The 25136-nt window shown below is 68.3% G+C and carries 20 protein-coding genes, 3 tRNA genes and 2 pseudogenes; 5 read left to right on the forward strand and 20 right to left on the reverse strand.

Annotated elements, in window-relative coordinates; translation table 11 throughout:
* Positions 1-98: 98 nt before the first annotated feature.
* The 10 genes and pseudogenes from OG322_RS14150 to OG322_RS14195 form a co-directional block, all read right to left on the reverse strand.
* Complete coding sequence (locus OG322_RS14150; protein WP_024493180.1) at positions 99-3998, reverse strand: DNA-directed RNA polymerase subunit beta'; 3900 nt, start codon at positions 3996-3998, stop codon at positions 99-101.
* A gap of 129 nt (positions 3999-4127) precedes the next feature.
* Positions 4128-7613, reverse strand: coding sequence for a DNA-directed RNA polymerase subunit beta (gene rpoB / locus OG322_RS14155; protein ID WP_123461045.1), 3486 nt, complete (start codon positions 7611-7613; stop codon positions 4128-4130).
* A gap of 597 nt (positions 7614-8210) precedes the next feature.
* A complete protein-coding gene (gene rplL / locus OG322_RS14160; RefSeq protein ID WP_123461044.1) occupies positions 8211-8594 on the reverse strand; it encodes a 50S ribosomal protein L7/L12 in 384 nt (127 codons plus the stop codon).
* Between the two features lie 83 nt (positions 8595-8677).
* Positions 8678-9235 carry a 50S ribosomal protein L10 gene (gene rplJ / locus OG322_RS14165; RefSeq protein ID WP_123461043.1) on the reverse strand — a complete coding sequence of 186 codons (558 nt, stop codon included), beginning with the start codon at positions 9233-9235 and terminating at the stop codon, positions 8678-8680.
* Positions 9236-9508: 273 nt separating this feature from the next.
* Positions 9509-10410: pseudogene (locus tag OG322_RS14170) on the reverse strand (hypothetical protein).
* Between the two features lie 159 nt (positions 10411-10569).
* Positions 10570-11292, reverse strand: a complete 723-nt coding sequence (gene rplA / locus OG322_RS14175) for a 50S ribosomal protein L1 (protein WP_123461041.1) — start codon at positions 11290-11292, stop codon at positions 10570-10572.
* A gap of 80 nt (positions 11293-11372) precedes the next feature.
* Entirely contained in the window at positions 11373-11807 is a 435-nt protein-coding gene (gene rplK / locus OG322_RS14180) for a 50S ribosomal protein L11 (protein WP_024494105.1), read from the reverse strand.
* 189 nt (positions 11808-11996) lie between these two features.
* Positions 11997-12938, reverse strand: coding sequence for a transcription termination/antitermination protein NusG (gene nusG, locus OG322_RS14185; protein WP_124284772.1), 942 nt, complete (start codon positions 12936-12938; stop codon positions 11997-11999).
* A 73-nt stretch (positions 12939-13011) separates the two neighbouring features.
* Positions 13012-13299 carry a preprotein translocase subunit SecE gene (gene secE, locus OG322_RS14190; RefSeq protein ID WP_037687986.1) on the reverse strand — a complete coding sequence of 96 codons (288 nt, stop codon included), beginning with the start codon at positions 13297-13299 and terminating at the stop codon, positions 13012-13014.
* 106 nt (positions 13300-13405) lie between these two features.
* A tRNA-Trp gene (locus tag OG322_RS14195) sits at positions 13406-13478 on the reverse strand.
* Between the two features lie 225 nt (positions 13479-13703).
* Here OG322_RS14195 and OG322_RS14200 point away from each other — a divergent pair.
* A complete protein-coding gene (locus tag OG322_RS14200; RefSeq protein WP_123461039.1) occupies positions 13704-14930 on the forward strand; it encodes a pyridoxal phosphate-dependent aminotransferase in 1227 nt (408 codons plus the stop codon).
* Between the two features lie 121 nt (positions 14931-15051).
* Positions 15052-16074, forward strand: a complete 1023-nt coding sequence (locus OG322_RS14205) for an adenosine deaminase (RefSeq protein WP_123461038.1) — start codon at positions 15052-15054, stop codon at positions 16072-16074.
* A gap of 26 nt (positions 16075-16100) precedes the next feature.
* Here OG322_RS14205 and OG322_RS14210 read toward each other — a convergent pair.
* Positions 16101-16697 (reverse strand): annotated as a pseudogene (locus OG322_RS14210) (TetR/AcrR family transcriptional regulator); the annotation flags it as partial.
* Positions 16698-16784: 87 nt separating this feature from the next.
* Here OG322_RS14210 and OG322_RS14215 point away from each other — a divergent pair.
* The gene (locus tag OG322_RS14215) at positions 16785-17420 is read left to right on the forward strand and encodes an NAD(P)-dependent oxidoreductase (protein WP_124284771.1); all 636 of its coding nucleotides are present in this window, start codon (positions 16785-16787) and stop codon (positions 17418-17420) included.
* Positions 17421-17458: 38 nt separating this feature from the next.
* Here OG322_RS14215 and OG322_RS14220 read toward each other — a convergent pair whose 3' ends face one another.
* The 8 genes from OG322_RS14220 to OG322_RS14255 form a co-directional block, all read right to left on the reverse strand.
* Positions 17459-18514: a UDP-N-acetylmuramate dehydrogenase gene (locus OG322_RS14220; RefSeq protein ID WP_123461035.1), complete on the reverse strand. Its 1056-nt coding sequence runs from the start codon at positions 18512-18514 to the stop codon at positions 17459-17461.
* A gap of 70 nt (positions 18515-18584) precedes the next feature.
* Entirely contained in the window at positions 18585-20015 is a 1431-nt protein-coding gene (locus tag OG322_RS14225; protein WP_329306489.1) for a DHA2 family efflux MFS transporter permease subunit, read from the reverse strand.
* 75 nt (positions 20016-20090) lie between these two features.
* Entirely contained in the window at positions 20091-20636 is a 546-nt protein-coding gene (locus OG322_RS14230) for a TetR/AcrR family transcriptional regulator (protein ID WP_124285275.1), read from the reverse strand.
* Between the two features lie 169 nt (positions 20637-20805).
* Positions 20806-21234, reverse strand: coding sequence for a MaoC family dehydratase (locus tag OG322_RS14235; RefSeq protein ID WP_123461032.1), 429 nt, complete (start codon positions 21232-21234; stop codon positions 20806-20808).
* Positions 21234-21686 (reverse strand): MaoC family dehydratase N-terminal domain-containing protein, encoded by a 453-nt coding sequence (locus tag OG322_RS14240; RefSeq protein ID WP_123461031.1) that lies wholly within the window; start codon positions 21684-21686, stop codon positions 21234-21236. The genes OG322_RS14235 and OG322_RS14240 overlap by 1 nt, the downstream gene beginning before the upstream one ends.
* 102 nt (positions 21687-21788) lie before the next feature.
* Positions 21789-21953, reverse strand: a complete 165-nt coding sequence (gene rpmG, locus OG322_RS14245) for a 50S ribosomal protein L33 (protein ID WP_003956487.1) — start codon at positions 21951-21953, stop codon at positions 21789-21791.
* An 89-nt stretch (positions 21954-22042) separates the two neighbouring features.
* A tRNA-Met gene (locus OG322_RS14250) sits at positions 22043-22115 on the reverse strand.
* Positions 22116-22160: 45 nt separating this feature from the next.
* A tRNA-Thr gene (locus tag OG322_RS14255) sits at positions 22161-22233 on the reverse strand.
* 286 nt (positions 22234-22519) lie between these two features.
* Between OG322_RS14255 and OG322_RS14260 the strand changes: the two genes are divergently transcribed.
* A complete protein-coding gene (locus OG322_RS14260; protein WP_123461030.1) occupies positions 22520-23797 on the forward strand; it encodes an amidohydrolase family protein in 1278 nt (425 codons plus the stop codon).
* 36 nt (positions 23798-23833) lie between these two features.
* On the forward strand, positions 23834-24490 hold the full coding sequence (locus OG322_RS14265; RefSeq protein WP_123462362.1) for an SDR family oxidoreductase: 657 nt from the start codon (positions 23834-23836) through the stop codon (positions 24488-24490).
* Between the two features lie 36 nt (positions 24491-24526).
* Here OG322_RS14265 and OG322_RS14270 read toward each other — a convergent pair whose 3' ends face one another.
* The gene (locus OG322_RS14270) at positions 24527-24976 is read right to left on the reverse strand and encodes a DUF523 domain-containing protein (protein WP_123462360.1); all 450 of its coding nucleotides are present in this window, start codon (positions 24974-24976) and stop codon (positions 24527-24529) included.
* Between the last annotated feature and the right edge of the window lie 160 nt (positions 24977-25136).

The raw sequence follows: 25136 nt of genomic DNA on the forward strand, positions 1-25136 counted from the left end.
AGCGCCTGTATTGCGTTGTCACGCGGCGTCACGGGGCTGGGCACGCAGAAGGGCGCCCACCCCGTACCTGACGGGGTGGGCGCCCTTCTCACTCACTTCTACTGGTTGTACGGACCGTAGTCGTAGTCCTCCAGCGGAACGGCCTGGCCGGAGCCGGTGCCGAACGGCGAGTAGTCGATGTCGTCGTAGCCGACGGCCGAGTACATCGCGGCCTTGGCCTCCTCGGTGGGCTCGACCCGGATGTTGCGGTAGCGGGACAGACCCGTACCGGCCGGGATGAGCTTACCGATGATGACGTTCTCCTTGAGGCCGATCAGGGAGTCGGACTTGGCATTGATCGCCGCGTCCGTCAGGACCCTGGTCGTCTCCTGGAAGGAAGCCGCGGACAGCCACGACTCCGTCGCCAGCGAGGCCTTGGTGATACCCATCAGCTGCGGACGACCGGAGGCGGGGTGGCCGCCCTCGGTGACCACACGACGGTTCTCGGTCTCGAACTTCGAACGCTCGACGAGCTCGCCCGGCAGCAGTTCCGCGTCGCCGGACTCGATGATCGTCACGCGGCGGAGCATCTGCCGGATGATGATCTCGATGTGCTTGTCGTGGATCGACACACCCTGCGAGTTGTAGACCTTCTGGACTTCGCCGACCAGGTGGACCTGGACCGCGCGCTGACCGAGGATCCGCAGCACGTCGTGCGGGTTGGTGGCACCCACGGTGAGCTTCTGGCCCACCTCGACGCGGTCGCCCTCGCCCACCAGCAGACGGGCGCGCTTGGAGATCGGGAAGGGGATCTCCTCGCTTCCGTCGTCCGGCGTGACGACGAGCTTCTTGGTCTTCTCGGTCTCCTCGATCCGGACCCGGCCCGCGGACTCCGAGATCGGGGCGACACCCTTGGGCGTACGGGCTTCGAAGAGCTCGACGACTCGGGGCAGACCCTGGGTGATGTCGTCACCGGCCACACCACCGGTGTGGAAGGTACGCATCGTCAGCTGGGTACCGGGCTCACCGATGGACTGGGCGGCGATGATGCCGACCGCCTCACCGATGTCGACCAGCTTGCCGGTGGCGAGCGAGCGTCCGTAGCAGAAGGCACAGGTGCCGACCGCGGACTCGCAGGTCAGGACCGAGCGGGTCTTGACCTCCTCGACGCCGGCGCCCACCAGGGCGTCGATCAGGACGTCACCGAGGTCGACGTTGGCAGGCGCGATGACCTTGCCGTCGATGACGACGTCCTCGGCGAGCATGCGGGCGTAGACCGAGGTCTCGACGTCCTCCGTCTTGCGGAGCACGCCGTCGGCGCCCTTGACGGCGATCTTCAGCTTGAGGCCGCGGTCGGTGCCGCAGTCCTCCTCGCGAATGATCACGTCCTGCGAGACGTCCACCAGACGACGGGTCAGGTAACCCGAGTCGGCGGTACGCAGGGCGGTGTCCGCCAGACCCTTACGGGCACCGTGCGTGGAGATGAAGTACTCCAGAACGGTGAGGCCCTCACGGAAGGACGCCTTGATGGGACGGGGAATCGTCTCGTTCTTGGCGTTGGACACCAGACCACGCATACCGGCGATCTGACGCATCTGCATCATGTTTCCTCGGGCACCCGAGTCAACCATCATGAAGATGGGGTTCGTCTTGGGGAAGTTCGCGTTCATCGCCTCGGCAACCTCGTTGGTCGCCTTGGTCCAGATCGCGATGAGCTCCTGCGTGCGCTCGTCCTTGGTGATCAGACCGCGCTCGTACTGCTTCTGGACCTTCTCGTCCTGGTCCTCGTAGCCCTTGACGATGGCCTTCTTGGCCTCGGGCACGACGATGTCCGCCACGGAGACGGTGACGCCGGAACGGGTGGCCCAGTGGAAGCCCGCCGCCTTCAGGTTGTCGAGCGTCGCCGCCACGATGACCTTGGGGTAGCGCTCGGCGAGGTCGTTGACGATCTCGGAGAGCTGCTTCTTGCCGACCGAGTAGTCGACGAACGGGTAGTCCTCGGGCAGCAGCTCGTTGAAGAGCGCGCGGCCCAGGCTCGTCCGCAGCCGGAAGGTGTCACCCGGCTGGTACTCGGGCTCGCCCTCCTCGGCGACCGGCGGCACCCAGCCACGCGGCGGGATGGTGCCCACCGGGAAGCGGATGTCGACGGACGACTGGAGTGCCAGCTCGCCGGAGTCGAACGCCATGATCGCCTCGGCCGTGGAGCCGAACGCGCGGCCCTCGCCCTTGGTGTCACGGAGTTCACCGTCGGTGGTCAGGAAGAACAGACCCAGCACCATGTCCTGGGTCGGCATGGTGACGGGACGACCGTCGGCCGGCTTCAGGATGTTGTTCGAGGACAGCATCAGGATGCGGGCCTCGGCCTGCGCCTCCGCGGAGAGCGGCAGGTGCACGGCCATCTGGTCACCGTCGAAGTCCGCGTTGAACGCGGTGCAGACGAGCGGGTGGATCTGGATGGCCTTGCCCTCGACCAGCTGCGGCTCGAAGGCCTGGATGCCGAGGCGGTGCAGGGTCGGTGCACGGTTCAGCAGCACCGGGTGCTCGGCGATGACCTCTTCGAGGACGTCGTACACCACGGTGCGGCCGCGCTCGACCATGCGCTTGGCCGACTTGATGTTCTGCGCGTGGTTCAGGTCCACCAGGCGCTTCATCACGAAGGGCTTGAAGAGCTCCAGCGCCATGGCCTTCGGCAGACCGCACTGGTGCAGCTTGAGCTGCGGGCCGACGACGATCACGGAACGCGCGGAGTAGTCCACGCGCTTGCCGAGGAGGTTCTGACGGAATCGGCCCTGCTTGCCCTTCAGCATGTCGCTGAGGGACTTGAGCGGGCGGTTACCGGGACCGGTGACCGGGCGACCGCGGCGGCCGTTGTCGAACAGCGCGTCGACGGCCTCCTGCAGCATCCGCTTCTCGTTGTTCACGATGATCTCGGGGGCACCGAGGTCAAGGAGACGCTTGAGGCGGTTGTTGCGGTTGATCACACGGCGGTACAGGTCGTTCAGGTCGGAGGTCGCGAAGCGGCCACCGTCCAGCTGCACCATCGGACGCAGGTCCGGCGGGATGACCGGCACGCAGTCGAGCACCATGCCCTTGGGCTTGTTGCTGGTCTGCAGGAACGCGGAGACGACCTTGAGGCGCTTGAGCGCACGGGTCTTCTTCTGGCCCTTGCCGGTACGGATGATCTCGCGGAGGCGCTCGGCCTCCTCGTCGAGGTCGAAGGACTCCAGGCGCTTCTGCAGAGCAGCAGCACCCATGCAGCCGTCGAAGTACGTGCCGAAGCGGTCACGCAGCTCGCGGTAGAGCAGCTCGTCGCCCTCGAGGTCCTGGACCTTGAGGTTCTTGAAGCGGCTCCACACCTCGTCGAGACGGTCGATCTCGCGCTGCGCACGGTCGCGCAGCTGCTTCATCTCGCGCTCGGCACCTTCGCGCACCTTGCGGCGCACATCGGCCTTGGCGCCCTCGGCCTCCAGCTCGCCGAGGTCGGTCTCGAGCTTCTTGGCACGGTTCTCGAGGTCCGAGTCGCGACGGTTCTCGACCTGCTGGCGCTCGACGGAGACGTGCGCCTCCAGCGACGGGAGGTCGCGGGTACGGCGCTCCTCGTCGACGAACGTGATCATGTACGCGGCGAAGTAGATGACCTTTTCGAGGTCCTTCGGCGCGAGGTCCAGCAGGTAGCCCAGTCGGGACGGGACGCCCTTGAAGTACCAGATGTGGGTAACGGGAGCGGCAAGCTCGATGTGGCCCATGCGCTCACGGCGCACCTTGGCGCGAGTTACCTCGACGCCACAGCGCTCACAGATGATGCCCTTGAAGCGGACACGCTTGTACTTGCCGCAGTAGCACTCCCAGTCCCGGGTCGGACCGAAGATCTTCTCGCAGAAGAGTCCGTCCTTTTCGGGCTTGAGCGTGCGGTAGTTGATGGTCTCCGGCTTCTTCACTTCGCCGTGGGACCAGGTCCGGATGTCGTCCGCGGTGGCAAGGCCGATCCGCAGCTCGTCGAAGAAGTTGACGTCGAGCACTTGTCGTCAATCCCTCTTTCGGGGGTTCGAGCCCCCTCGCATCACGCGAGAAATCGGGGCACTTCAGCAATGGTCTGAACGGGTCCGGGGAGAGCCGGCCGGATCACAGGGATCCGGCCGGCCAACCCGTCAGACCTCTTCGACGCTGCTCGGCTCGCGCCGGGACAGGTCGATACCGAGCTCCTCCGCCGCGCGGAAGACGTCCTCGTCCGTGTCGCGCATCTCGATGGACATGCCGTCCGAGGACAGCACCTCCACGTTGAGGCAGAGCGACTGCATTTCCTTGATGAGCACCTTGAAGGACTCGGGAATGCCGGGCTCGGGGATGTTCTCGCCCTTGACGATGGCCTCGTAGACCTTCACGCGGCCGGTCACGTCGTCGGACTTGATCGTCAGCAGCTCCTGGAGGGCGTACGCGGCGCCATAAGCTTCAAGGGCCCACACCTCCATTTCACCGAAGCGCTGTCCACCGAACTGAGCCTTACCACCCAGCGGCTGCTGGGTGATCATGGAGTACGGACCCGTCGAACGAGCGTGGAGCTTGTCGTCGACGAGGTGGTGGAGCTTGAGGATGTACATGAAGCCGACCGAGACCGGCTCGGGGAACGGCTCGCCGGAGCGGCCGTCGAACAGGTTGGCCTTGCCCGAGGGCTGGACCAGCCGGTCACCGTCGCGGTTCGGGATCGTGGCCTGGAAGAGGCCGGTGATCTCGTCCTCACGGGCACCGTCGAAGACCGGGGTCGCGACGTTGGTGCCGGGGGCGACCTGGTCGGCGCCGATGGTCTGCAGGCGCTTGGCCCACTCGTCACCGAGGCCGGAGACGTCCCAGCCGCGGCTGGCGAGCCAGCCGAGGTGGATCTCCAGGACCTGTCCCGGGTTCATTCGGGACGGGACACCCAGCGGGTTGAGGATGATGTCGACCGGGGTGCCGTCCTCCAGGAACGGCATGTCCTCGATCGGCAGGATCTTCGAGATGACGCCCTTGTTGCCGTGACGGCCGGCGAGCTTGTCACCATCGGTGATCTTGCGCTTCTGCGCGACGTACACGCGCACCAGCTGGTTCACGCCCGGCGGCAGCTCGTCGCCCTCTTCGCGGTCGAAGACGCGGACGCCGATGACCTTGCCGATCTCACCGTGCGGCACCTTCAGCGAGGTGTCGCGCACTTCGCGCGCCTTCTCACCGAAGATCGCGCGGAGCAGGCGCTCCTCGGGGGTCAGCTCGGTCTCGCCCTTGGGCGTGACCTTGCCGACGAGGATGTCACCGGCGACGACCTCGGCACCGATCCGGATGATGCCGCGCTCGTCGAGGTCGGCGAGGACCTCTTCGGAGACGTTCGGGATGTCCCGGGTGATCTCCTCCGGGCCGAGCTTGGTGTCACGGGCGTCGACCTCGTGCTCCTCGATGTGGATCGAGGAGAGGACGTCGTCCTGCACGAGGCGCTGCGACAGGATGATCGCGTCCTCGTAGTTGTGACCCTCCCACGGCATGAACGCCACGAGCAGGTTCTTGCCCAGGGCCATCTCACCGTTCTCGGTGGCCGGACCGTCGGCGAGCACCTGGCCCTCGATGACCCGGTCGCCCTCGGAGACGACGACCTTCTGGTTGACCGAGGTGCCCTGGTTGGAGCGCATGAACTTCGCGATGCGGTACGTGGTGTACGTGCCGTCGTCGTTGGTCACGGTGATGTAGTCCGCGGAGACCTCCTGGACCACACCGTCCTTCTCGGCCTTCAGCACGTCACCGGCGTCGGTGGCGCAGCGGTACTCCATGCCGGTGCCGACGAGCGGGGCCTCCGACTTGATCAGCGGCACCGCCTGACGCATCATGTTCGCGCCCATGAGGGCACGGTTGGCGTCGTCGTGCTCCAGGAACGGGATCATCGCGGTGGCGACGGACACCATCTGGCGCGGCGAGACGTCCATGTAGTCGACTTCGGTGCCGGGCACGTAGTCGACCTCTCCGCCACGACGGCGGACCAGGACGCGGGGCTCGGTGAAGCGCAGCTCGTCGGAGAGCGTCGCGTTCGCCTGGGCGATGACGTAACGGTCTTCCTCGTCGGCCGTGACGTAGTCGACCTCGTCGGTGACCTGGCCGTCGACGACCTTGCGGTACGGCGTCTCGATGAAACCGAACGCGTTGACGCGTCCGTACGAGGCGAGCGAACCGATCAGACCGATGTTCGGGCCTTCAGGGGTCTCGATCGGGCACATGCGTCCGTAGTGGGACGGGTGCACGTCACGGACCTCGAAGCCGGCCCGCTCACGGGAGAGACCACCCGGGCCAAGAGCCGACAGGCGGCGCTTGTGGGTGAGACCCGACAGCGGGTTGTTCTGGTCCATGAACTGCGACAGCTGGCTGGTGCCGAAGAACTCCTTGATGGAGGCGACGACCGGCCGGATGTTGATCAGGGTCTGCGGCGTGATGGCCTCGACGTCCTGAGTCGTCATGCGCTCACGCACGACGCGCTCCATCCGCGCCAGGCCCGTGCGGACCTGGTTCTGGATGAGCTCGCCGACGTTGCGCAGACGACGGTTGCCGAAGTGGTCGATGTCGTCGGTCTCGACGACGATCGAACGGCCGGACTCGCCGACGGTCTCGGTCTCCCCGGCGTGCAGCTTCACCAGGTACTTGATGGTCGCGATGATGTCGTCGCTGGTGAGAACACCGGCGTCGAGCGGCTCATCCGCGCCGAGCTTCTTGTTCACCTTGTAGCGGCCGACCTTCGCGAGGTCGTAGCGCTTCGGGTTGAAGTAGAGGTTCTCGAGCAGCGTCTGAGCAGCCTCGCGGGTGGGCGGCTCGCCCGGGCGCAGCTTGCGGTAGATGTCGAGCAGCGCGTCGTCCTGGCCCTGGGTGTGGTCCTTCTCCAGGGTGGCGCGCATCGACTCGTACTCGCCGAACTCCTCCAGGATCTGCTCGGTGGTCCAGCCGAGAGCCTTCAGGAGGACGGTGACGGACTGCTTGCGCTTGCGGTCGATGCGGACACCGACCATGTCGCGCTTGTCGATCTCCATCTCCAGCCAGGCACCCCGGGAAGGGATGATCTTGGCGGAGAAGATGTCCTTGTCGGACGTCTTGTCGATCGACGAGTCGAAGTAGACACCCGGCGAGCGGACCAGCTGCGACACAACGACACGCTCGGTGCCGTTGATGACGAAGGTGCCCTTGTTGGTCATGAGCGGGAAATCGCCCATGAAGACCGTCTGGGACTTGATCTCGCCGGTCTCGTTGTTGGTGAACTCGGCCGTCACGAAGAGCGGGGCGGCGAACGTGAAGTCGCGCTCCTTGCACTCGTCGATCGAGTTCTTCGGGGGCTCGAAGCGGTGGTCGCGGAACGTAAGCGACATCGACCCGGAGAAGTCCTCGATCGGTGAAATCTCCTCGAAGATCTCCTCCAGGCCGGACTTGGTGGGGACGTCTTGTCCACTGTCCAGAGCAGCCTCGACGCGAGCCTTCCAGGCGGCGTTGCCGAGGAGCCAGTCAAAGCTCTCGGTCTGCAGCGCGAGGAGGTTCGGAACCTCGAGGGGCTCCTTGATTTTTGCAAAAGAGATGCGCAGCGGGGCGGTGCTGGCGCCGTTGTTCGTATTCGCGGTCGAGGCGTTGCGCGAGGCGGCCAAGAGGGGGTCCTTCCGAGGGCTCGGACTCACTACGCGCGTACCGGTCCCAAACTGGACACATGGATAGATGTCCCTCTTCAGAGATGATCAATCCACGGTGCACAAGATGAGTATGCCCCTGGTGACGGGCAGGAGGCAGCTAACAGGCAGCGCAAAGGGTCAGTGTAGCCAAGCGGCACACTGATGTCCAGTCGGGGTTCTCAGAGACCCACGTTGCTCTCAACAGCTTGTTCTCAACACCTATGTCTAGCCCTGCATGAGCTGCGCTCTTCTTTACTGCCCTCTTCGTCATCGATCCATGCCTCGGATCCGGATCGATGTGACGACGCGCCTTGAGAATTGCGCGCCTCGTGCGGTTCGTCAAGGCCCCCCAGCCGGGCCAGGCCCCGGAGACCCGCATCCGCCGCCCCTCTTCGCCGTTCGCGCTCCCCTTCGAGAGGCGCACGGCGAAGATCACCATACTCGTCAGCGCGGGAAGAGCAAGGCACCCTCATGGGTACGCCGAAAGGCGACCACCCGTACGGGTGATCGCCTTTCGCGATGTGACGTCCGTGCCTCGCGGCACGGGGGTCCAGACGAGTCAGAAGACTCGCAGGGTCACTTGACCTCGACGGAGGCGCCGGCGCCCTTGAGGGACTCGGCAGCCTTCTCGGCGGCCTCCTTGGCGACCTTCTCGAGGACGGGCTTCGGGGCGCCGTCGACGAGGTCCTTGGCCTCCTTGAGACCCAGCGAGGTCAGCTCACGCACGACCTTGATGACCTGGATCTTCTTCTCGCCGGCACCCGTGAGGATGACGTCGAACTCGTCCTGCTCCTCGGGAGCGTCAGCGACGGCACCCGGACCGGCAACGCCGGCAACGGCGACCGCGGCGGCGGCGGTGACGTCGAACTTCTCCTCGAAGGCCTTGACGAACTCGGAGAGCTCGATGAGGGTGAGCTCCTCGAACTGGGCGAGCAGGTCTTCCTGGCTGAGCTTCGCCATGATGGCGTCCTTCCACTATTCGGCAGGTGCCGGATGTATATGTCGGCGGGCGTACGTGGAGCCCGCTGGACCGCTGAGCGAAATTACTCGGCGGCCTCGGCGGGAGCCGGAGTACCGGCACCGCCCTGCTCTTCCCTCTTGGCGCGAAGCGCTTCCGCGGTGCGGACGAACTTCGACGGCAGAGCCTGGAAGAGCTGCGCAGCCTGAGTCTGCTTGCCCTTCATGGCACCGGCCAGCTTGGCGAGCAGAACCTCGCGGGACTCGAGGTCCGCGAGCTTCTTGAACTCATCGGCGGACAGCGCCTTACCGTCAAGGACACCGCCCTTGATGATGAGGTTGGGGTTGTCCTTGGCGAAGTCACGAAGACCCTTCGCCGACTCCACCGGGTCACCGGTGACGAAGGCAACCGCCGTCGGACCTGCGAACAGGTCGTCGAGCGTGTCGATCCCGGCCTCGTTGGCCGCAATCTTGGTCAGCGTGTTCTTCACCACGGCGTACTGGGCGTTCTCACCGAGCGAACGGCGCAGCTGCTTGAGCTGTGCCACGGTGAGACCCCGGTACTCGGTCAGCACGGCGGCGTTCGAGCTGCGGAACTGGTCCGCGAGCTCGGCTACCGCGGCAGCCTTGTCGGGCCTTGCCATGAGCTTGGCCTCCTTCCGGGTGATGAGGACCGCTCAGAAGGGGCCGGAAAAGACGAAACGCCCCAGCACAAGTGCCAGGGCGTAGCTCAACCGCACGAAGTCCGGGAGCTTTCCACAGTCACCTGCGCAGGTCGTCCGTGCTCAACGGATCCTTCGGTTGCTGTCCCCCTTGCGGGAGCGCAGCAACGACCAGCGGTCTTTGGCTTCTGCAGAAGAGTACGCGACCGGGGTCGCGCCGAGCAAATCCGTCCCACTCCGGGTACTGCGGGAGGTTCAGGACGCGCCGCCGGACGCTCCCTGCTGCTGCTTCAGGAGCTCGGAGAAGTCGACGCTGTCGGAGGCCGGCGGCCGCTCGACCGACACCTTGGTGCCGTAGTCGCTGTAGAACACCGTGGAGTTGAGCTCGCCGGTCTTCATCTGGCCGCGCTCGGTCTTCTTCACCAGCAGGTCGTTCTTGTCGACCCAGATGTCGACCTTCTCCGTGGTGATCCCGGCGTCGCTGAGCTGCTTCTTGAACGCGGCGAGCTGACCGGCGTCCAGCTCGGAGTTCTTGGCGGTCAGCTCGGCGACGTCGACCGTGCCGGAGTAGTGCGTGGTGGCGACACCCCGGACGTCCTCCTGGCCCGTCTTCTTCACGTCCCCGGAGGCCAGCAGCGCCTTCACCCCCTGGTCGGGGGTGGTGTTCTGCATCTGGTCCTTCATCAGCTCGCCCGAGGCGCCGGAGAGCTTGGCGAGGTCCTCGTAGCTGTAGTTGATCCAGTGCTTGCCACCGGCCTGCTGGCGAAGGCATCGCCCATGTTGGCCGCGTAGCCGTCCTTGAAGTAGCGCGCCTGCATCGTGCCGTCGCTGCCGGACTGCTTCAGGGTGTCCGCCATGGTGCCGCCGGTGTACTTGATCTCCAGGGCGCCGCTGATGCCGTCGGACCAGTCGATGGCCCCGGACTGCTTCATGGACATCTGGGTGCCCATCGTGGTGGTGCCCTCGACCTTCGCCGAGTTCGCCCCGCCGGTCTTCTTCTGGACCGCGAGCAGTGCGGCGATCGGTTCGGCCTTCGTCGCAGCCGCGCCGCCGCGGCTCTCGCTCTTGCTGTCCGATCCGCCGCAGGCCGCGACCGACGTCAGCGCCGCTGCCACTGCCACGGACAGACCCACGCGCCGTACGGTACTTGTCCTCATATCCGCTCCCACCCCTGTGTCCGGCTCTCGGTGCCCTCACGCTAACTCACGGCTCCGACAGCCACCGGTACGTACGTACGAGGACGGGCCCCGCACCTCGAAAGGTTGCGGGGCCCGTCAATGTCACACGTGACGCGGCGTTCGTACGAGCACTCGGGCTCAGACGGAGGCCGGGTCCTCCTCGACGAGGAGGTTACGGGTGCGGTTGGAGTCCAGCGGGATGCCGGGGCCCATCGTGGTGGCCAGCGTGGCCTTCTTGATGTAGCGGCCCTTGGCGGCGGACGGCTTCAGACGGAGGATCTCGTCCAGCGCCGCTGCGTAGTTCTCCACCAGCTTGGTCTCGTCGAACGAGGTCTTGCCGATGATGAAGTGCAGGTTCGAGTGCTTGTCGACGCGGAACTCGATCTTGCCGCCCTTGATGTCGTTGACAGCCTTCACGACATCGGGGGTGACGGTGCCGGTCTTCGGGTTCGGCATCAGACCACGCGGACCGAGCACGCGGCCCAGGCGGCCGACCTTGCCCATGAGGTCCGGGGTCGCGACGACGGCGTCGAAGTCCAGACGGCCCTTCGCCACCTCGTCGATGAGCTCGTCGGCGCCGACGATGTCGGCGCCCGCGGCTTCCGCGGCCGCAGCACGGTCACCGGTCGCGAAGACCAGGACCCGGGCGGTCTTGCCGGTGCCGTGCGGGAGGTTCACGGTGCCACGGACCATCTGGTCGGCCTTGCGAGGGTCAACACCCAGGGCAAACGCGACCTCGACGGTGCTGTCGAACTTCGTGGAGGCGGTGTCCTTGGCGATACGGACGGCCTCGAGCGGGGCGTAGTTGCGCGCCCGGTCGATCTTGGCGTCCGCAGCGCGGAGGTTCTTGCTGCGCTTCACTTCTACTCCTGTGGTTTCAGAGTGTGGAGTCGTGGTGCGGACCAGCGCTTGGTCCTACCACTGAGGGCGGTGGGGCTGAATCAGCCTTCGACCGTGATGCCCATGGAACGGGCGGTGCCGGCGATGATCTTCGACGCTGCGTCGAGGTCATTGGCGTTCAGGTCGGGGAGCTTCGTCGTGGCGATCTCGCGGACCTGGGCGGCCGTCAGCTTGGCAACCTTGGTCTTGTGCGGCTCGCCGGAGCCCTTGTCCACACCCGCGGCCTTGAGGATCAGCTTGGCGGCCGGCGGAGTCTTGGTGATGAAGGTGAAGGAACGGTCGTCGTAGACCGTGATCTCCACCGGCACGACCATGCCACGCTGCGACTCGGTCGCGGCGTTGTAGGCCTTGCAGAACTCCATGATGTTGACGCCGTGCTGACCCAGTGCGGGGCCGACCGGCGGGGCCGGGTTGGCCGCACCGGCGTTGATCTGGAGCTTGATAAGCCCCGTGACCTTCTTCTTCTTGGGAGGCATGTGCTCTCTCCGGGTCCTAGTGAGAGTTTTCGCCGTCATCCGGTCATCCGGATGCAGGCATACCGCACAACGATAACGGGTATAGCTGCGCGACCAAAAACCAAGCAGGTCAGACAGGCTTTGACAGCCGGTCTGACCTGCTTGGTAGGCATGTGTCCAGAAGCTGGCGGGCGCCTGCTCGGGCAGTCGCTAGTTCTTCTGGATCTGGTCGAAGCTGAGCTCGACCGGCGTCTCGCGGCCGAAGATCTCGACGAGACCCTTGACCTTCTTCGAGTCGGCGTTGATCTCGTTGATCGTCGCCTGCAGCGTCGCGAACGGGCCGTCGGTGACGGTGACGGAGTCGCCCACCTCGAAGTCCAGCACCTGGACCTCGACCTTGCGGGACGGAGCCGGCTTGCCCTCGGCCTCCGCGGCCTCACGGGCGGCCTTCTCCTCGGCCTCCGGCGCGAGCATCTTGACGATCTCGTCCAGGGTCAGCGGGTACGGGTCGTAGGCGTTGCCCACGAAGCCGGTGACACCGGGAGTGTTGCGGACGACGCCCCAGGACTCGTTCGTCAGGTCCATGCGCACCAGGACGTAACCCGGGAGCTTGTTCTGACGGACGTTCTTGCGCTCGCCGTTCTTGATCTGGACGATTTCCTCCTCAGGCACCTCGGCCTGATAGATGAACTCCTCCACGTTCAGCGAGACGGCGCGCTGCTCCAGGTTGGCCTTCACACGCTTCTCGTAACCGGCGTACGTGTGGATGACGTACCACTCGCCCGGCAGGGTGCGCAGTTCCTCGCGCAGGGCCGTGACGGTGTCGACGGGGGCGGCCGGCTCGGCCTCTTCCTCGTCGGCCTCGTCGTCGGCTTCCTCGGCGTCGGCCTCTTCGTCGTCCGCGGACGCCTCGGCGGCCTCGTCGTCAGCGGCCTCGGCCTCGGCGTCACCGGCGTCGGCCTCGGCGGCCTCGTCGGTGGTCTCGGCGTGCACTGCGGCCTGCTCGGCGGGCGCGCCCGCGGCGTCGTCGGCAGCTTCAGCCTGGTCCGGCTCCACAGCGTCCGCCGCCTCGACGATGTCGAGCTCGTCCTCGGCGGACTCGAAGGCGCCCGCCGTCGGCTCGACGGCGTCGTTCAGGTTCGGGTCAGACACGGTGGCTGCTTCTTCCTGGATACAAATGGGTGGAACATGCGAAAGGGGCGCCCATGAGGCGCCCTCCGCGGGATCAGCCGAAGACGTACTTGATGACCCGCTGGAATCCGAAGTCAATCACGGTAACGAGACCGATCATGACGACCACGAACACAATCACCACTGAGGTGTATGTCGTGAGCTGGTTGCGAGTCGGCCAGACAACCTTGCGGAGCTCGGCGATGATCTGGCGGTAGAAGAGCGCGAGACGGCCCAGAGGGCCCTTCTTGCCGCGCTTACCGCCCTTCCGGGTCTTCTTCTTCGACTCGGGGACTTCATCCTCGGCATCAGGCATGTCGATGGAGCCCACGGCGTCCGTCACGCTTCTCACCTGATTCCGGGTCATGGCCGTGCCGCGCCCGGTGGAGCCGCACGGCGATGCATTGAAGTACGTACATGCGCACACATCCTGGCGAAGGAGTGTGTAGCAGGGCCGGAGGGACTTGAACCCCCAACCGCTGGTTTTGGAGACCAGTGCTCTACCAATTGAGCTACGACCCTTTGTGGTTTCCACCAACCTACCGCATGTTCCCGGATGCCCCGAGTGCAGGAACGGTGCGGCTGGTGAAGGCCAACGACAGGTGAGTGTACGTGCTCAGCGGCCCGGCGTCGAACAGATAGCTCCCGACCGGTCCTGTCCGATTGTTGTCCGCATGCTGTCCGAGTGCTGTCCGGTCCCTGAAACCCCTGTGCCGACGCGGAATACGGTCTGGGAGCATGGGGGGCATGAGCGCTGCTACTCCTCCCTCCGAGCGCCGGGTCTCCGCCCGCATCGGTGCCATCTCCGAGTCCGCCACCCTCGCCGTCGACGCCAAGGCCAAGGCCCTCAAGGCCGCCGGCCGTCCGGTGATCGGCTTCGGTGCCGGCGAGCCCGACTTCCCGACCCCCGGCTACATCGTCGACGCCGCGGTCGAGGCCTGCCGCAACCCGAAGTACCACCGCTACACCCCGGCCGGCGGGCTCCCCGAGCTCAAGGCCGCCATCGCGGAGAAGACGCTGCGCGACTCCGGCTACGAGGTCGACGCCTCCCAGATCCTGGTGACCAACGGCGGCAAGCAGGCCATCTACGAGGCCTTCGCGACGATCCTCGACCCGGGCGACGAGGTCATCGTCCCGGCTCCGTACTGGACCACCTACCCCGAGTCGATCCGCCTCGCGGGCGGTGTCCCGGTGGAGGTCGTCGCCGACGAGACCACCGGCTACCGGGTCTCCGTGGAGCAGCTGGAGGCGGCCCGTACCGAGCGTACGAAGGTCGTCCTGTTCGTCTCCCCGTCGAACCCGACCGGTGCGGTCTACAGCGAGGCCGACGCCGAGGCGATCGGCCGCTGGGCCGTCGAGCACGGCCTGTGGGTGCTGACCGACGAGATCTACGAGCACCTGGTCTACGGCGACGCGAAGTTCACCTCGCTGCCGGCGATCGTGCCCGAACTGCGCGACAAGTGCATCGTGGTCAACGGTGTCGCCAAGACGTACGCGATGACCGGGTGGCGCGTGGGGTGGATCGTCGGCCCCAAGGACGTGGTGAAGGCCGCGACCAACCTGCAGTCGCACGCGACGTCCAACGTCTCCAACGTCGCCCAGGTCGCCGCGCTGGCCGCCGTCTCCGGGAACCTGGACGCGGTCGCCGAGATGCGCACCGCCTTCGACCGGCGCCGACAGACCATCGTGCGGATGCTCAACGAGATCGACGACGTGCTGTGCCCGGAGCCCGAGGGCGCGTTCTACGCGTACCCCTCGGTGAAGGCGCTGCTCGGCAAGGAGATCCGCGGCAAGCGCCCGGCCACCTCGGCGGAACTGGCCGCGCTGATCCTGGACGAGGCCGAGGTCGCGGTCGTGCCGGGCGAGGCCTTCGGTACGCCGGGCTACCTGCGTCTCTCCTACGCGCTGGGCGACGACGACCTCGTCGAGGGTGTCTCGCGGCTCCAGAAGCTGCTGGGCGAGGCCAAGGCCTGATCACCTGACGCATCCAGCGGGCGACCCTCGGCCACGGCCGGGGGTCGCTTTCCTGTTCGGGGGGCAACTCGATGGGGAATCCGGCTACCGCGACACCCCGTCCGTGCGGCAGGATCTTGGAATGGAGCGTGATGTACGGCTGTTGCCCAAGGCCCACCTGCACTTGCATTTCACCGGGTCGATGCGGCCCACGACGCTGCTCGAACTCGCCGACAAGTACGGCGTACGGCTGCCGGAGGCACTGACCGGCGGCGAGCCTCCCCAGCTGCGCGCGACGGACGAGCGGGGCTGGTTCCGTTTCCAGCGGCTCTACGACATCGCCAGATCCTGTCTGCGCTCGCCCGAGGACATCCAGCGGCTGGTGCGCGAGGCCGCCCAGGAGGACGTCGCGGACGGCTCCGGCTGGCTGGAGATCCAGGTCGACCCCACCTCGTACGCGCCCCTGCTCGGCGGGCTCATCCCGGCGATCGAGATCATCCTGGACGCGGTGGACAGCGCCTCGCGCGCGACCGGGCTGCCGATCCGGGTGGTCATCGCGGCGAACCGGATGAAGCACCCGCTGGACGCCAGGACCCTGGCCCGGCTCGCGGTGCGCTACGCCGACCGGGGCGTCGTCGGATTCGGGCTCTCCAACGACGAGCGGCGCGGCATGGCCCGCGACTTCGACCGGGCCTTCGCCATCGCCAGGGAGGGCGGCCTGCTGGCGGCCCCGCACGGCGGTGAGCTGTCGGGCCCCTCCAGCGTCCGCGACTGCCTGGACGATCTGGAGGCGTCCCGGGTCGGGCACGGGGTGCGGGCCGCCGAGGACCCGCGGCTGCTGCGCAAGCTGGCGGAGCGCGGGGTGACCTGCGAGGTGTGCCCCGCGTCCAACGTGGCGCTCGGCGTCTACGAGAAGCCGTCGGACGTACCGCTGCGCACCTTGTTCGAGGCCGGGGTGCCGATGGCGCTCGGCGCGGACGACCCGCTGCTCTTCGGCTCCCGGCTGGCCGCGCAGTACGACCTGGTGCGACGCCACCACGCGTTCACCGACGAGGAGCTGGCGGAGCTGGCACGTCAGTCGGTACGCGGTTCGGCCGCGCCGGACGCGGTGCGGGCGGAGCTGCTGGCGGGCGTGGACGGCTGGCTGGCGAAGCCGGTGGGCTGACCGGCCGCCGGCCCGGCCTGCTCGCCGATCCCCCGCAGCAGCGCGCGGGCCACCGACGCGGCGAACTCGTCGAGGGACTGCGGCGGCCGCCCGTCCTCCGTGGCCGCGTAGGCGAAGGCCCGCTGTGCGCAGGCCCCCAGCAGCAGGGACGCGGCCGCGTAGGTGTCGGCGTCGGCCCGCACCCGGCCCGCGGACTGCTCGGCGCGCAGATAGGCGTCCACCCCGCGGATCGGCACATGGGGGCCGGTACCCAGCTCCCGCATCGCCGCGTTGTGACGGTTCCTGAGCCTCGGCTCGGCGTACAGGGACGCCGCGATCGGGAAGCTCTGCTCGTAGAAGAGGGCGGCCTCGCGGGCGATCTCGGTGAGGTTCTGCTCGACCGTCCGCTCTCCCTCCCCCGGGTCGGCGATCAGCCGCTTCAGGATTCCGTCGACCTTGGGCAGCCGTTCCTTCAGGACCGCCACGAAGAGCTCCTCCTTGCTCGGGAAGTGCTTGTAGAGCGCGGCCTCCGAGCAGCCGGCGGCCTTGGCGATCTCCTTGGTGGTGGCGCGGGCCAGGCCGATGGTGAGCATCAGCCGGTGAGCGGCGTCGATGATGCGGGCGCGGGCCGGCTTCTGATCCATGTGCACTCCAACGAAGCTTGACGAGTGGGTAAGTGTTCACTCACTGTAGAGGTGAGTGAACACTTACCCACCCTGGGAGGGTGCGCAATGAGACTCACTGTGTTCGGTGCGACAGGCGGTATCGGACAGGAGATCGTCCGCCAGGCGGTGGCGGCGGGGCACCAGGTGACGGCGGTGGTGCGCGACCCCGCGCGGCTGCCGGTCCCGCTCTCCGACGTGACGGTCCACACGGTGGCCCGGATCGATGACCCGGAGGCACTGCGCGAGGCTGTCGCGGGCCGCGACGCGGTGCTCTCGGGCCTGGGCTCACGGGGCCGGAAGGCCGGCGGGATCGCCGAGCGGCTGACCCGCGCCGTGCTCGCGGCGATGGAGGCCGAGGGAACGCGACGGCTGCTCGTGGTGAGCGCGGCCCCGGTCGCGCCGGAGCCCGCGGACGACCCGCTGCTCGACCGGATGATGCTCTCCGCGATCGGCCTGATCCTCAAGGAGGTCTACGCGGACCTCACCGCGATGGAGGCGGCGCTCGCGGCCTCCGCGACGGACTGGACGTCCGTCCGGCCCCCGAAGCTCACCAACGGCCCGATGACGGGGAGGTACCGGACGGTCCACGGCAGCAACCCGCGCAGCGGCCGGTCCATCTCCCGGGCCGACGTGGCGCACGCGATGCTGGCGCTGATCGACGACCCTGCGGCGGTGAAACAGGGCGTGGGCGTGGCGTACTGACCGGCCGGCCCGTGCGGGGCCCTGCTGCCCGGGCGCTGCTACAGGGCCACGCCGACGGTCACCGGTTCGTTGACGAGCGTGACGCCGAAGACCTCGTGGACCCCGGCGACGACCTCGCGGGCCAGGGCCAGCAGGTCGTCGGTGCTCGCGGCGCCCCGGTTGGTGAGGGCGAGCGTGTGCTTGGTGGAGATGCGGGCCGGTCCGGTCCCGTATCCCTTGGTGAATCCGGCCCGGTCGATGAGCCAGGCCGCCGACGTCTTGGTGCGTCCCTCGCCCGCGGGGAAGGCGGGGGGCGACACCTCGGGTCCGAGCCGGTCCGCCACTCGGGCGAGGAACGCCTCGAACTGCTCCCGGTCCAGGATCGGGTTGGTGAAGAACGAACCGGCCGACCAGGTGTCGTGGTCCTCGGGGTCAAGCACCATGCCCTTGCCGGCCCGGAGCCGGAGCACGGTTTCGCGGGCGGCGGCGGCGGGAACGCGCTCCCCCTCCGCGACGCCCATCGCGCGGGCCGTTTCGGGGTACTTCAGGGGGGCGGACAGGCCGCCCGCCTCCTCCAGCCCGAAGCGGACCCGCAGCACCACGAAGCGGTCGGGTTCGGCCTTGAAGCGGCTGTGCCGGTACGAGAAGTCGCACTCGGCGTTCGGGATGGTGACCGTCTCACGGCTGTGCCGGTCGTAGGCGACGACCTCCGTGATGGTGGACGACACCTCCTGCCCGTACGCCCCGACGTTCTGGATCGGCGTCGCACCGGCGGAGCCGGGGATTCCGGCCAGGCATTCGAGCCCGGCGAGACCGGCCTCCACGCTGCGGGCGACAGCGTCCGTCCAGACCTCCCCGGCGGCCAGTTCGAGCGTCGCACCGTCCAGCACGAAACCCTTGGTGGCGATGCGCAGGGCGGTGCCGTCGAAGCCCTTGTCACCGATGACCAGATTGCTGCCGCCGCCGATGACCAGGAGCGGGGTGCCGCTGTCATCGGCCGCGCGGACTGCGTCGACCACTTCGGCGTCGGTCGTCGCGGTGAGGAGGCGGGTGGCGGGGCCGCCGAGCCGGAAGGTGGTCAGGGGGGCGAGGGGCGCGTCGTGGAGTTCCTGCACGGGGACAAGAGTACGGTCCGCTCCCCCGCCGTCAGGGCGGGGCCGCGGACCGTATCGGCGTGACAACCCCTCAGACGGATACGGGGACCCGCGCCTCGGCCTGCTCCGCCTCCTGCGCCAGGGTGCCGCGGCGGCCCGGGATCATCAGGGCGACGAGCGCGGCGAGGGCCACCACCGCGGCGCCGATCCAGACCGCGAGGACGGTCCCGTCCGTGAAGGTCTGCGGGGAGTCGTAACCGCCCTGCGAGGAGAAGGCCGTGGCGAGCACGGCGACCCCGAGGGCTCCGCCGACCTCGCGCAGCGCGTTGTTGGCGCCGGAGGCGATGCCCTGTTCGCCGGGGCGGACGCTGGACATCACCAGGCTGGCGGCGGGTGCGAAGTACAGGGCCATTCCGACGCCGCCGACCATCAGACCGGGCAGTTGCGAGGCGTAGGAGGCATCGGGTGCGAGGGCCAGGGCGAACAGGCCGAGGCCGGCGGCCTGGAGGGCGAGTCCGGTCACGACCACCGGGCGGCCGCCGAACCGGTCGGCGAGCAACCCGGCGACGGGCGCCACCAGCATCGGCATTCCGGTCCAGGGCAGCATCCGCAGACCGGCCTCGGTGGGCGAGTAGCCCAGCACCCCCTGGAAGTACTGGCTGAGCAGGAAGATCGAACCGAACATGCCGAAGAACATCAGCAGGCTGACCGTGTTGATCCCGAAGAACGCCCGGTTGCGGAAGAGCCGCATCGGCAGCATCGGGTTCTTGGCGCGGAATCCGTGGCGGATGAAACCGCCGAGGAGAACGCCACCGGCGATGAGGGCGCTCAGGACGGTGGGGTCGGTCCAGCCGTCGGAGTTGGCGTTCACCAGGCCGTAGACGATCCCGAAGAGCCCGCCGCTGACCAGAAGGGTGCCGGGGATGTCGAGCCGGGAGTCCGGGGCGTGCGACTCGGCCAGGCGCAGCCGGGCGAGGGGCAGCAGGACCAGGCCGATCGGAACGTTCAGCCAGAAGATCCACTGCCAGGAGAGGTGTTCGGTGAGGGTGCCGCCGACCAGCGGCCCACAGGCCACCGCCAGCCCGGTCACAGCGCTGAAGAGGCCCAGCGCGGCGCCGCGGCGGGCGGGCGGCACGGCGGCCGTGAGCAGGGTGAGCGTCAGCGGCATCATGATCGCCGCGCCCATGCCCTGGATCGCTCGGAAGGCGATCAGTTCGTTGATTCCGGGCGAGAGGGCGGCTGCGGCGGAGGCGCCGGTGAAGATGCTGAGGCCGACGATGAAGAGCCGGCGCCGGCCGAACCGGTCACCGAGTGAGGCGCCGAGCATCAGCAGGACGGCGAAGGTGAGGGTGTACGCGTTCACCGTCCATTCGAGCTCCGGCAGCTCGCCGCCGAGGCTTTCGCGGATGGACGGCAGGGCGGTGGTGACGACGAGGTTGTCGAGGGCCGCCATGAAGCTGGCGACGCTGGTGATGACAAGGGCCCAGGCCGCTCCCGAGCGGCCTTTCGTGTGCTGGGTCACTGCTTCTCCTGTGAGTTAGTTATTGATTACTAACTTTTCCGGGCAGAAAATCGGGCCGAACCCGGGCTGCGCCCGTCAGCCCGTCGGCTTGGCCGATTCGTAGAATCTGGCCCAGATCCGGTGGCCGGCCGGAAAACCGAGCGAGGCCAGGGTGTTGACGAGCATTCCGTACGCGAGAAACGTGGTCGCCTCGCCGGCGTCGCCGAGCGTGAGGGCGATGTCGTCGAACATCTGCAGCCATCCGGCCCGCAGCGTCTCACCGAACTCGTGGTCGCCGGCAGCCTCGGCCGCCGCGACGGCCGCGTACATCTGCATCTGCATCAGCAGCCGGTCCGGGTCCTCGACGATCAGGCGCTGATACGCCGCGGCCATGGCATGCAGCGCGTCGTCACCCTTGAGGCCGTCAGTGGCCTTGGCGAAGACTCCGCGGGTGTCCGCCAGGCACCGCTCGGCGGCCGCGATGAACATGGCCTGCTTATTGGGGAAGAGCCGGAAGAGATACGGCTGCGAGACGCCCACCCGTCTGGCGATCACCTCGGTGGACGTGCCGTTGTACCCGCCGCGGGCGAACTCGGTGATCGCCGCGCGGATGACGCTTTCGCGTCGCTCGTCCGCACTCATCCTTGCCATACGGCTAAGTTAGTACTCAATCACTAACTTAGTCAACCCGGACGCCCCCACTGCTCATCGGCGCTGCCGCCACCGCTCGCGGATGCCACCGCCCTCACCCATGCGCAGGGGGCGCGGCCCCATGGACCGCGCCCCCTGCTTCACTCGGCTCCGCACGGCGTCAGCCGAGCTGCACCACGGCGCGGGACATGCCCAGCACCTTCTTGCCGTCGCACATGGCCGTCAGGTCGACGCGCACCCGCTTGTCGTCCAGCAGGGCGGCCACCTTGCCGCTGACCTCGACCAGGGCGCCCTTGTCGTCGTTCGGCACGACGACCGGCTTGGTGAACCGCACCCCGTACTCGACGACCGCACCGGGATCGCCCACCCAGTCCGTGACCACCCGGATCGCCTCGGCCATCGTGAACATGCCGTGCGCGATCACGTCCGGCAGCCCGACCTCGCGGGCGAACTTCTCGTTCCAGTGGATCGGGTTGAAGTCGCCGGAGGCTCCCGCGTACTGCACCAGCGTCGCCCGGGTGACCGGGAACGACTGCGCCGGCAGCTCCGTACCGACCTCGACCGACCCGAAAGTCACCTTCGCCGTCATCACGCCTCCTCGGCGGCGCGCGCCACCAGCTTCGTCCACGCCGTCACGACATGCTCCCCGGACGCGTCGTGGACCTCGCCACGGACGTCCAGGATGTCGTTGCCCGCCAGGGACTTGACCGCATCGATGGTCGACGTGACCGTCAGCCGGTCCCCCGCCCGCACCGGGCGGGTGTACACGAACTTCTGATCGCCGTGCACCACCCGGCTGTAGTCCAGGCCCAGCTGCGGGTCCTGCACGACCTGCCCCGCGGCCTTGAAGGTGATCGAGAACACGAACGTCGGCGGCGCGATCACATCGCCGTGACCGAGCGCCCTGGCCGCCTCGGGATCGGTGTACGCGGGATTGGCGTCGCCGACCGCCTCGGCGAACTCCCGGATCTTCTCCCGGCCGACCTCGTAAGGCGCGGTGGGCGGATAGGTCCGCCCCACGAAGGACTGGTCGAGCGCCATGAGCTCGCAACCTCCTGATGAAAGACGAATGGGCCGAAGTGCAGCCCTATACAACGACACGAGGCCGCCCCCAACGGGGACGGCCTCGTGTACGAGCCTGATTCAGCGCGTTTCGCGGTGCGCAGTGTGCGAGTTGCAGCGCGGGCAATGCTTCTTCATCTCAAGACGGTCCGGGTTGTTACGCCGGTTCTTCTTGGTGATGTAGTTCCGCTCCTTGCACTCCACGCAGGCCAGCGTGATCTTCGGGCGGACGTCGGTGGCAGCCACGTGAGTGCTCCTTGGACGGACGGTGGACGGATGAACGCAAAAAAAGAGTAGCCGATCGGAGGACCGACCCCACAATCGGCTACTGTTAGTAGCGGTGACCGGACTTGAACCGGTGACACAGCGATTATGAGCCGCTTGCTCTACCGACTGAGCTACACCGCTTTGATGATGAGCCCCCCCGCCGAAGCGGGGTTTCCCGATCACCAGAGCCCCAATGCGGAATCGAACCGCAGACCTTCTCCTTACCATGGAGACGCTCTACCGACTGAGCTATTGGGGCGAGCGATGAAGACATTACACGCTCGGTCGCCGATCGCCCAAATCCGTTTCGAAGCCCCATCCCGAGCCCTTGATCGGCGCCGCTCCGAACCCTTGATCAGCCGCTCGTCCGGCACTTGATCAGCGGTTCGGCAGCCACCGGACCACCTCCCCCGGTACGTGCGCCCAGGTCCCGCGCACCTCACCGGACGACACCGGTACGACTATTCAGCTCCTCCTCGAACCCGACACATCACACCCCTAGGCTCGACTCACTCTGCGTGACCCTGTCCCCTCTCTGGAGCGCAATGCCCGACAGCCGGCCGCGGCCGCCAGACGACCACACCGCCGACGCGGCCAACGGCCGGGAGGGCTCCGCGCTGACGCTCTGCGGTGCCCGTCTCGCCGATGGCCGCGTCGTGGACGTACGGCTCGGCGGCAGCCGTATCGAGGCCGTCGGCACCGCCGGCAGCCTCTCCGCACCGTGCGCCCGCATCGATCTGCGCGGCCACCTCCTGCTGCCCGCGCCTGCCGAGCCGCACGCCCACAGCGACACCGCGCTCACCGCCGACGGCACCGGACCCGGCGCGCCCGGACCGGCCTCGCAACTCCCCGAGGACGTCCAGCGGCGCGCCACCGAGGCCGCGTTGCTGCAACTCGGCCACGGCGCGACGGCGCTGCGCTCACACGTACGGATCGGCGGCGTGCAGGGCCTCGGCGCCCTCGAAGCCGTCCTCCAGGCGCGCCGCTCGCTGCGCGGGCTCACCGATCTGACACCGGTCGCCGTCCCCCGGCTGCTCACCGGTATCGCGGGCGCCGACGGCCTGGCCATGCTCCGCGACGCGGTGAAGATGGGGGCGGGCGCGGTCGGCGGCTGCCCCGACCTCGACCCGGACCCGACGGGGTACGTGGAAGCCGTCCTGGAGATCGCCGCCGAGCACGGCTGCCCCGTCGACCTGCACACGGACAGTGACGATCCGGCCCGGCTGGCCCGGCTCGCGGCCATGGCGGGCGGGCTGCGCCAAGGTGTCGCCATCGGCCCCTGCGCGGGTCTCTCGCGGCTCACCCGGGAGACCGCGGGCCGCGCCGCCGACCAGCTCGCCGCGTCCGGGGTGACGGTGATCTGCCTGCCCCAGGGCGGCTGCTGCGGAGTGGAGCGCCGGGGCACGGCCCCCGTACGGCTGCTGCGCGCGGCCGGGGTCCGGGTCGCGGCGGGCAGCGGGGCGCTGCGTGACCTCGCCAACCCGGTGGGGCGCGGCGATCCGCTGGAGGCCGCCTTCCTGCTGGCCTCGCAGAGCGGGCTGCGGGCCGAGCACGCCTACGAGGCGGTGTCCACGGAGGCCAGGCGCGTGCTGGGACTGCCCGAGGTGCGGATCGAGGCGGGCTTCCCGGCCGAGCTGCTCGCCGTGCGCGGCGAACAGCTCACCGGGGTGCTCTCACTGGCGTACAGCCGGATCGTGGTGCACCGCGGCCGGGTGGTGGCCCGGACCAGCGCGGTGCGCGAGTACTGCGACTCCGAGACGGGCGGCGGGCCCGGACTCCCCCGCCAGGGGCGACCGGAATCCAGTCCCGGCGGCGGGGCTTGAGCGCGCCGCGGCGTGGTCCGGCGTACGGTCGTGACCATGCGCATTGTCATCGCAGGTGGACATGGTCAGATCGCGCTGCGGCTGGAGCGGCTGCTCGCTGCACGCGGGGATGAGGCGGTGGGGATCATCCGCGATCCCGGACAGCGTGACGCCCTCCGGGCGGTCGGCGCGGAACCGGTGGTCCTGGACCTGGAATCGGCCACCGTGGAGGATACCGCGGAGGTGCTGCGCGGCGCCGACGCGGTGGTCTTCGCGGCCGGTGCGGGCCCCAACAGCGGCGCGGACCGCAAGGACACGGTGGACCGCGGGGCCGCGGTGCTCTTCGCGGACGCCGCGGAACGGGCGGGGGTGCGGCGTTACGTCGTGGTCTCGTCCATGGGCGCCGACCCCGACCACCCCGGCGACGAAGTGTTCGACGCGTACCTGCGGGCCAAGGGTGCGGCGGACGCGTACGTACGCTCCAGGACGGCGCTCGACTGGACGATCCTGCGCCCCGGCATGCTGACCAACGACGCGGGCACCGGCCAGGTGCTGCTCGCCGCGTCGACCGGCCGCGGCCCGGTTCCGCGCGACGACGTGGCGGCAGCGCTCCTGGAGCTGGTGGACACCCCCGCGACGGCGGGCCTGACGCTGGAGCTCATCTCGGGCAAGGTGCCGGTGATGGTCGCGGTGAAGGACGTCGCGGGGAACTGACGAAGGCGCCGGGGGCGGCGGACCCGCCGCCCCCGGTCAGCCGCCCGGTGCCGGGCGTACGGTGATGCCGTGCCGCTCCAGCAGGGCCGCGGTGACCCCGTCACCGTCGCGCAGCTCGCCGGTGAACGTACCGTCATAAACCCTGCCCCGCCCGCACGAAGGGCTGCGGGCCATCAGCAGCGCCTCGGTGCAGCCGGCCCTGCGTGCCGCCTCCAGAGCCCGCCCTGCGCCCTCCAGGAAGGCCTCGGTGACATCGAGCCCGGTGTCGTCCACGACGCGTGCACGGCCGTCCAGCACGTCGTGGCCGTCGCCGCCGACGATCTCGGCGGGACGGCGGGGCGTGGACAGCCCGGCGGCGACCTCGGGGCAGAAGGGCACGGGCCGGCGGTCGCTGATGGCCGCGGCCGTCTCCGAAGAGGCCTTGCCCCGGCCGTCGAACCGGCACGGCACACCTTGAAGACAGGCACTGACCAGCACGGATTCCATGTTCACGCCCCTCGCGACATAACAGAGTAAGGCCCCCGTCCGAGGACGAGGGCCTTGCTTTGTGGCGGCGCCAGGGTTCGAACCTGGGTAGGCTGAGCCGGCAGATTTACAGTGGGCTACTTCCGAGCCCCCTGACCTGCAGCCCCTCCGTTCTTAGAGC

Origin of the sequence: Streptomyces sp. NBC_01260 (assembly GCF_036226405.1) — a bacterium.
In the GTDB taxonomy this organism is placed as follows: Bacteria; Actinomycetota; Actinomycetes; order Streptomycetales; family Streptomycetaceae; genus Streptomyces; species Streptomyces laculatispora.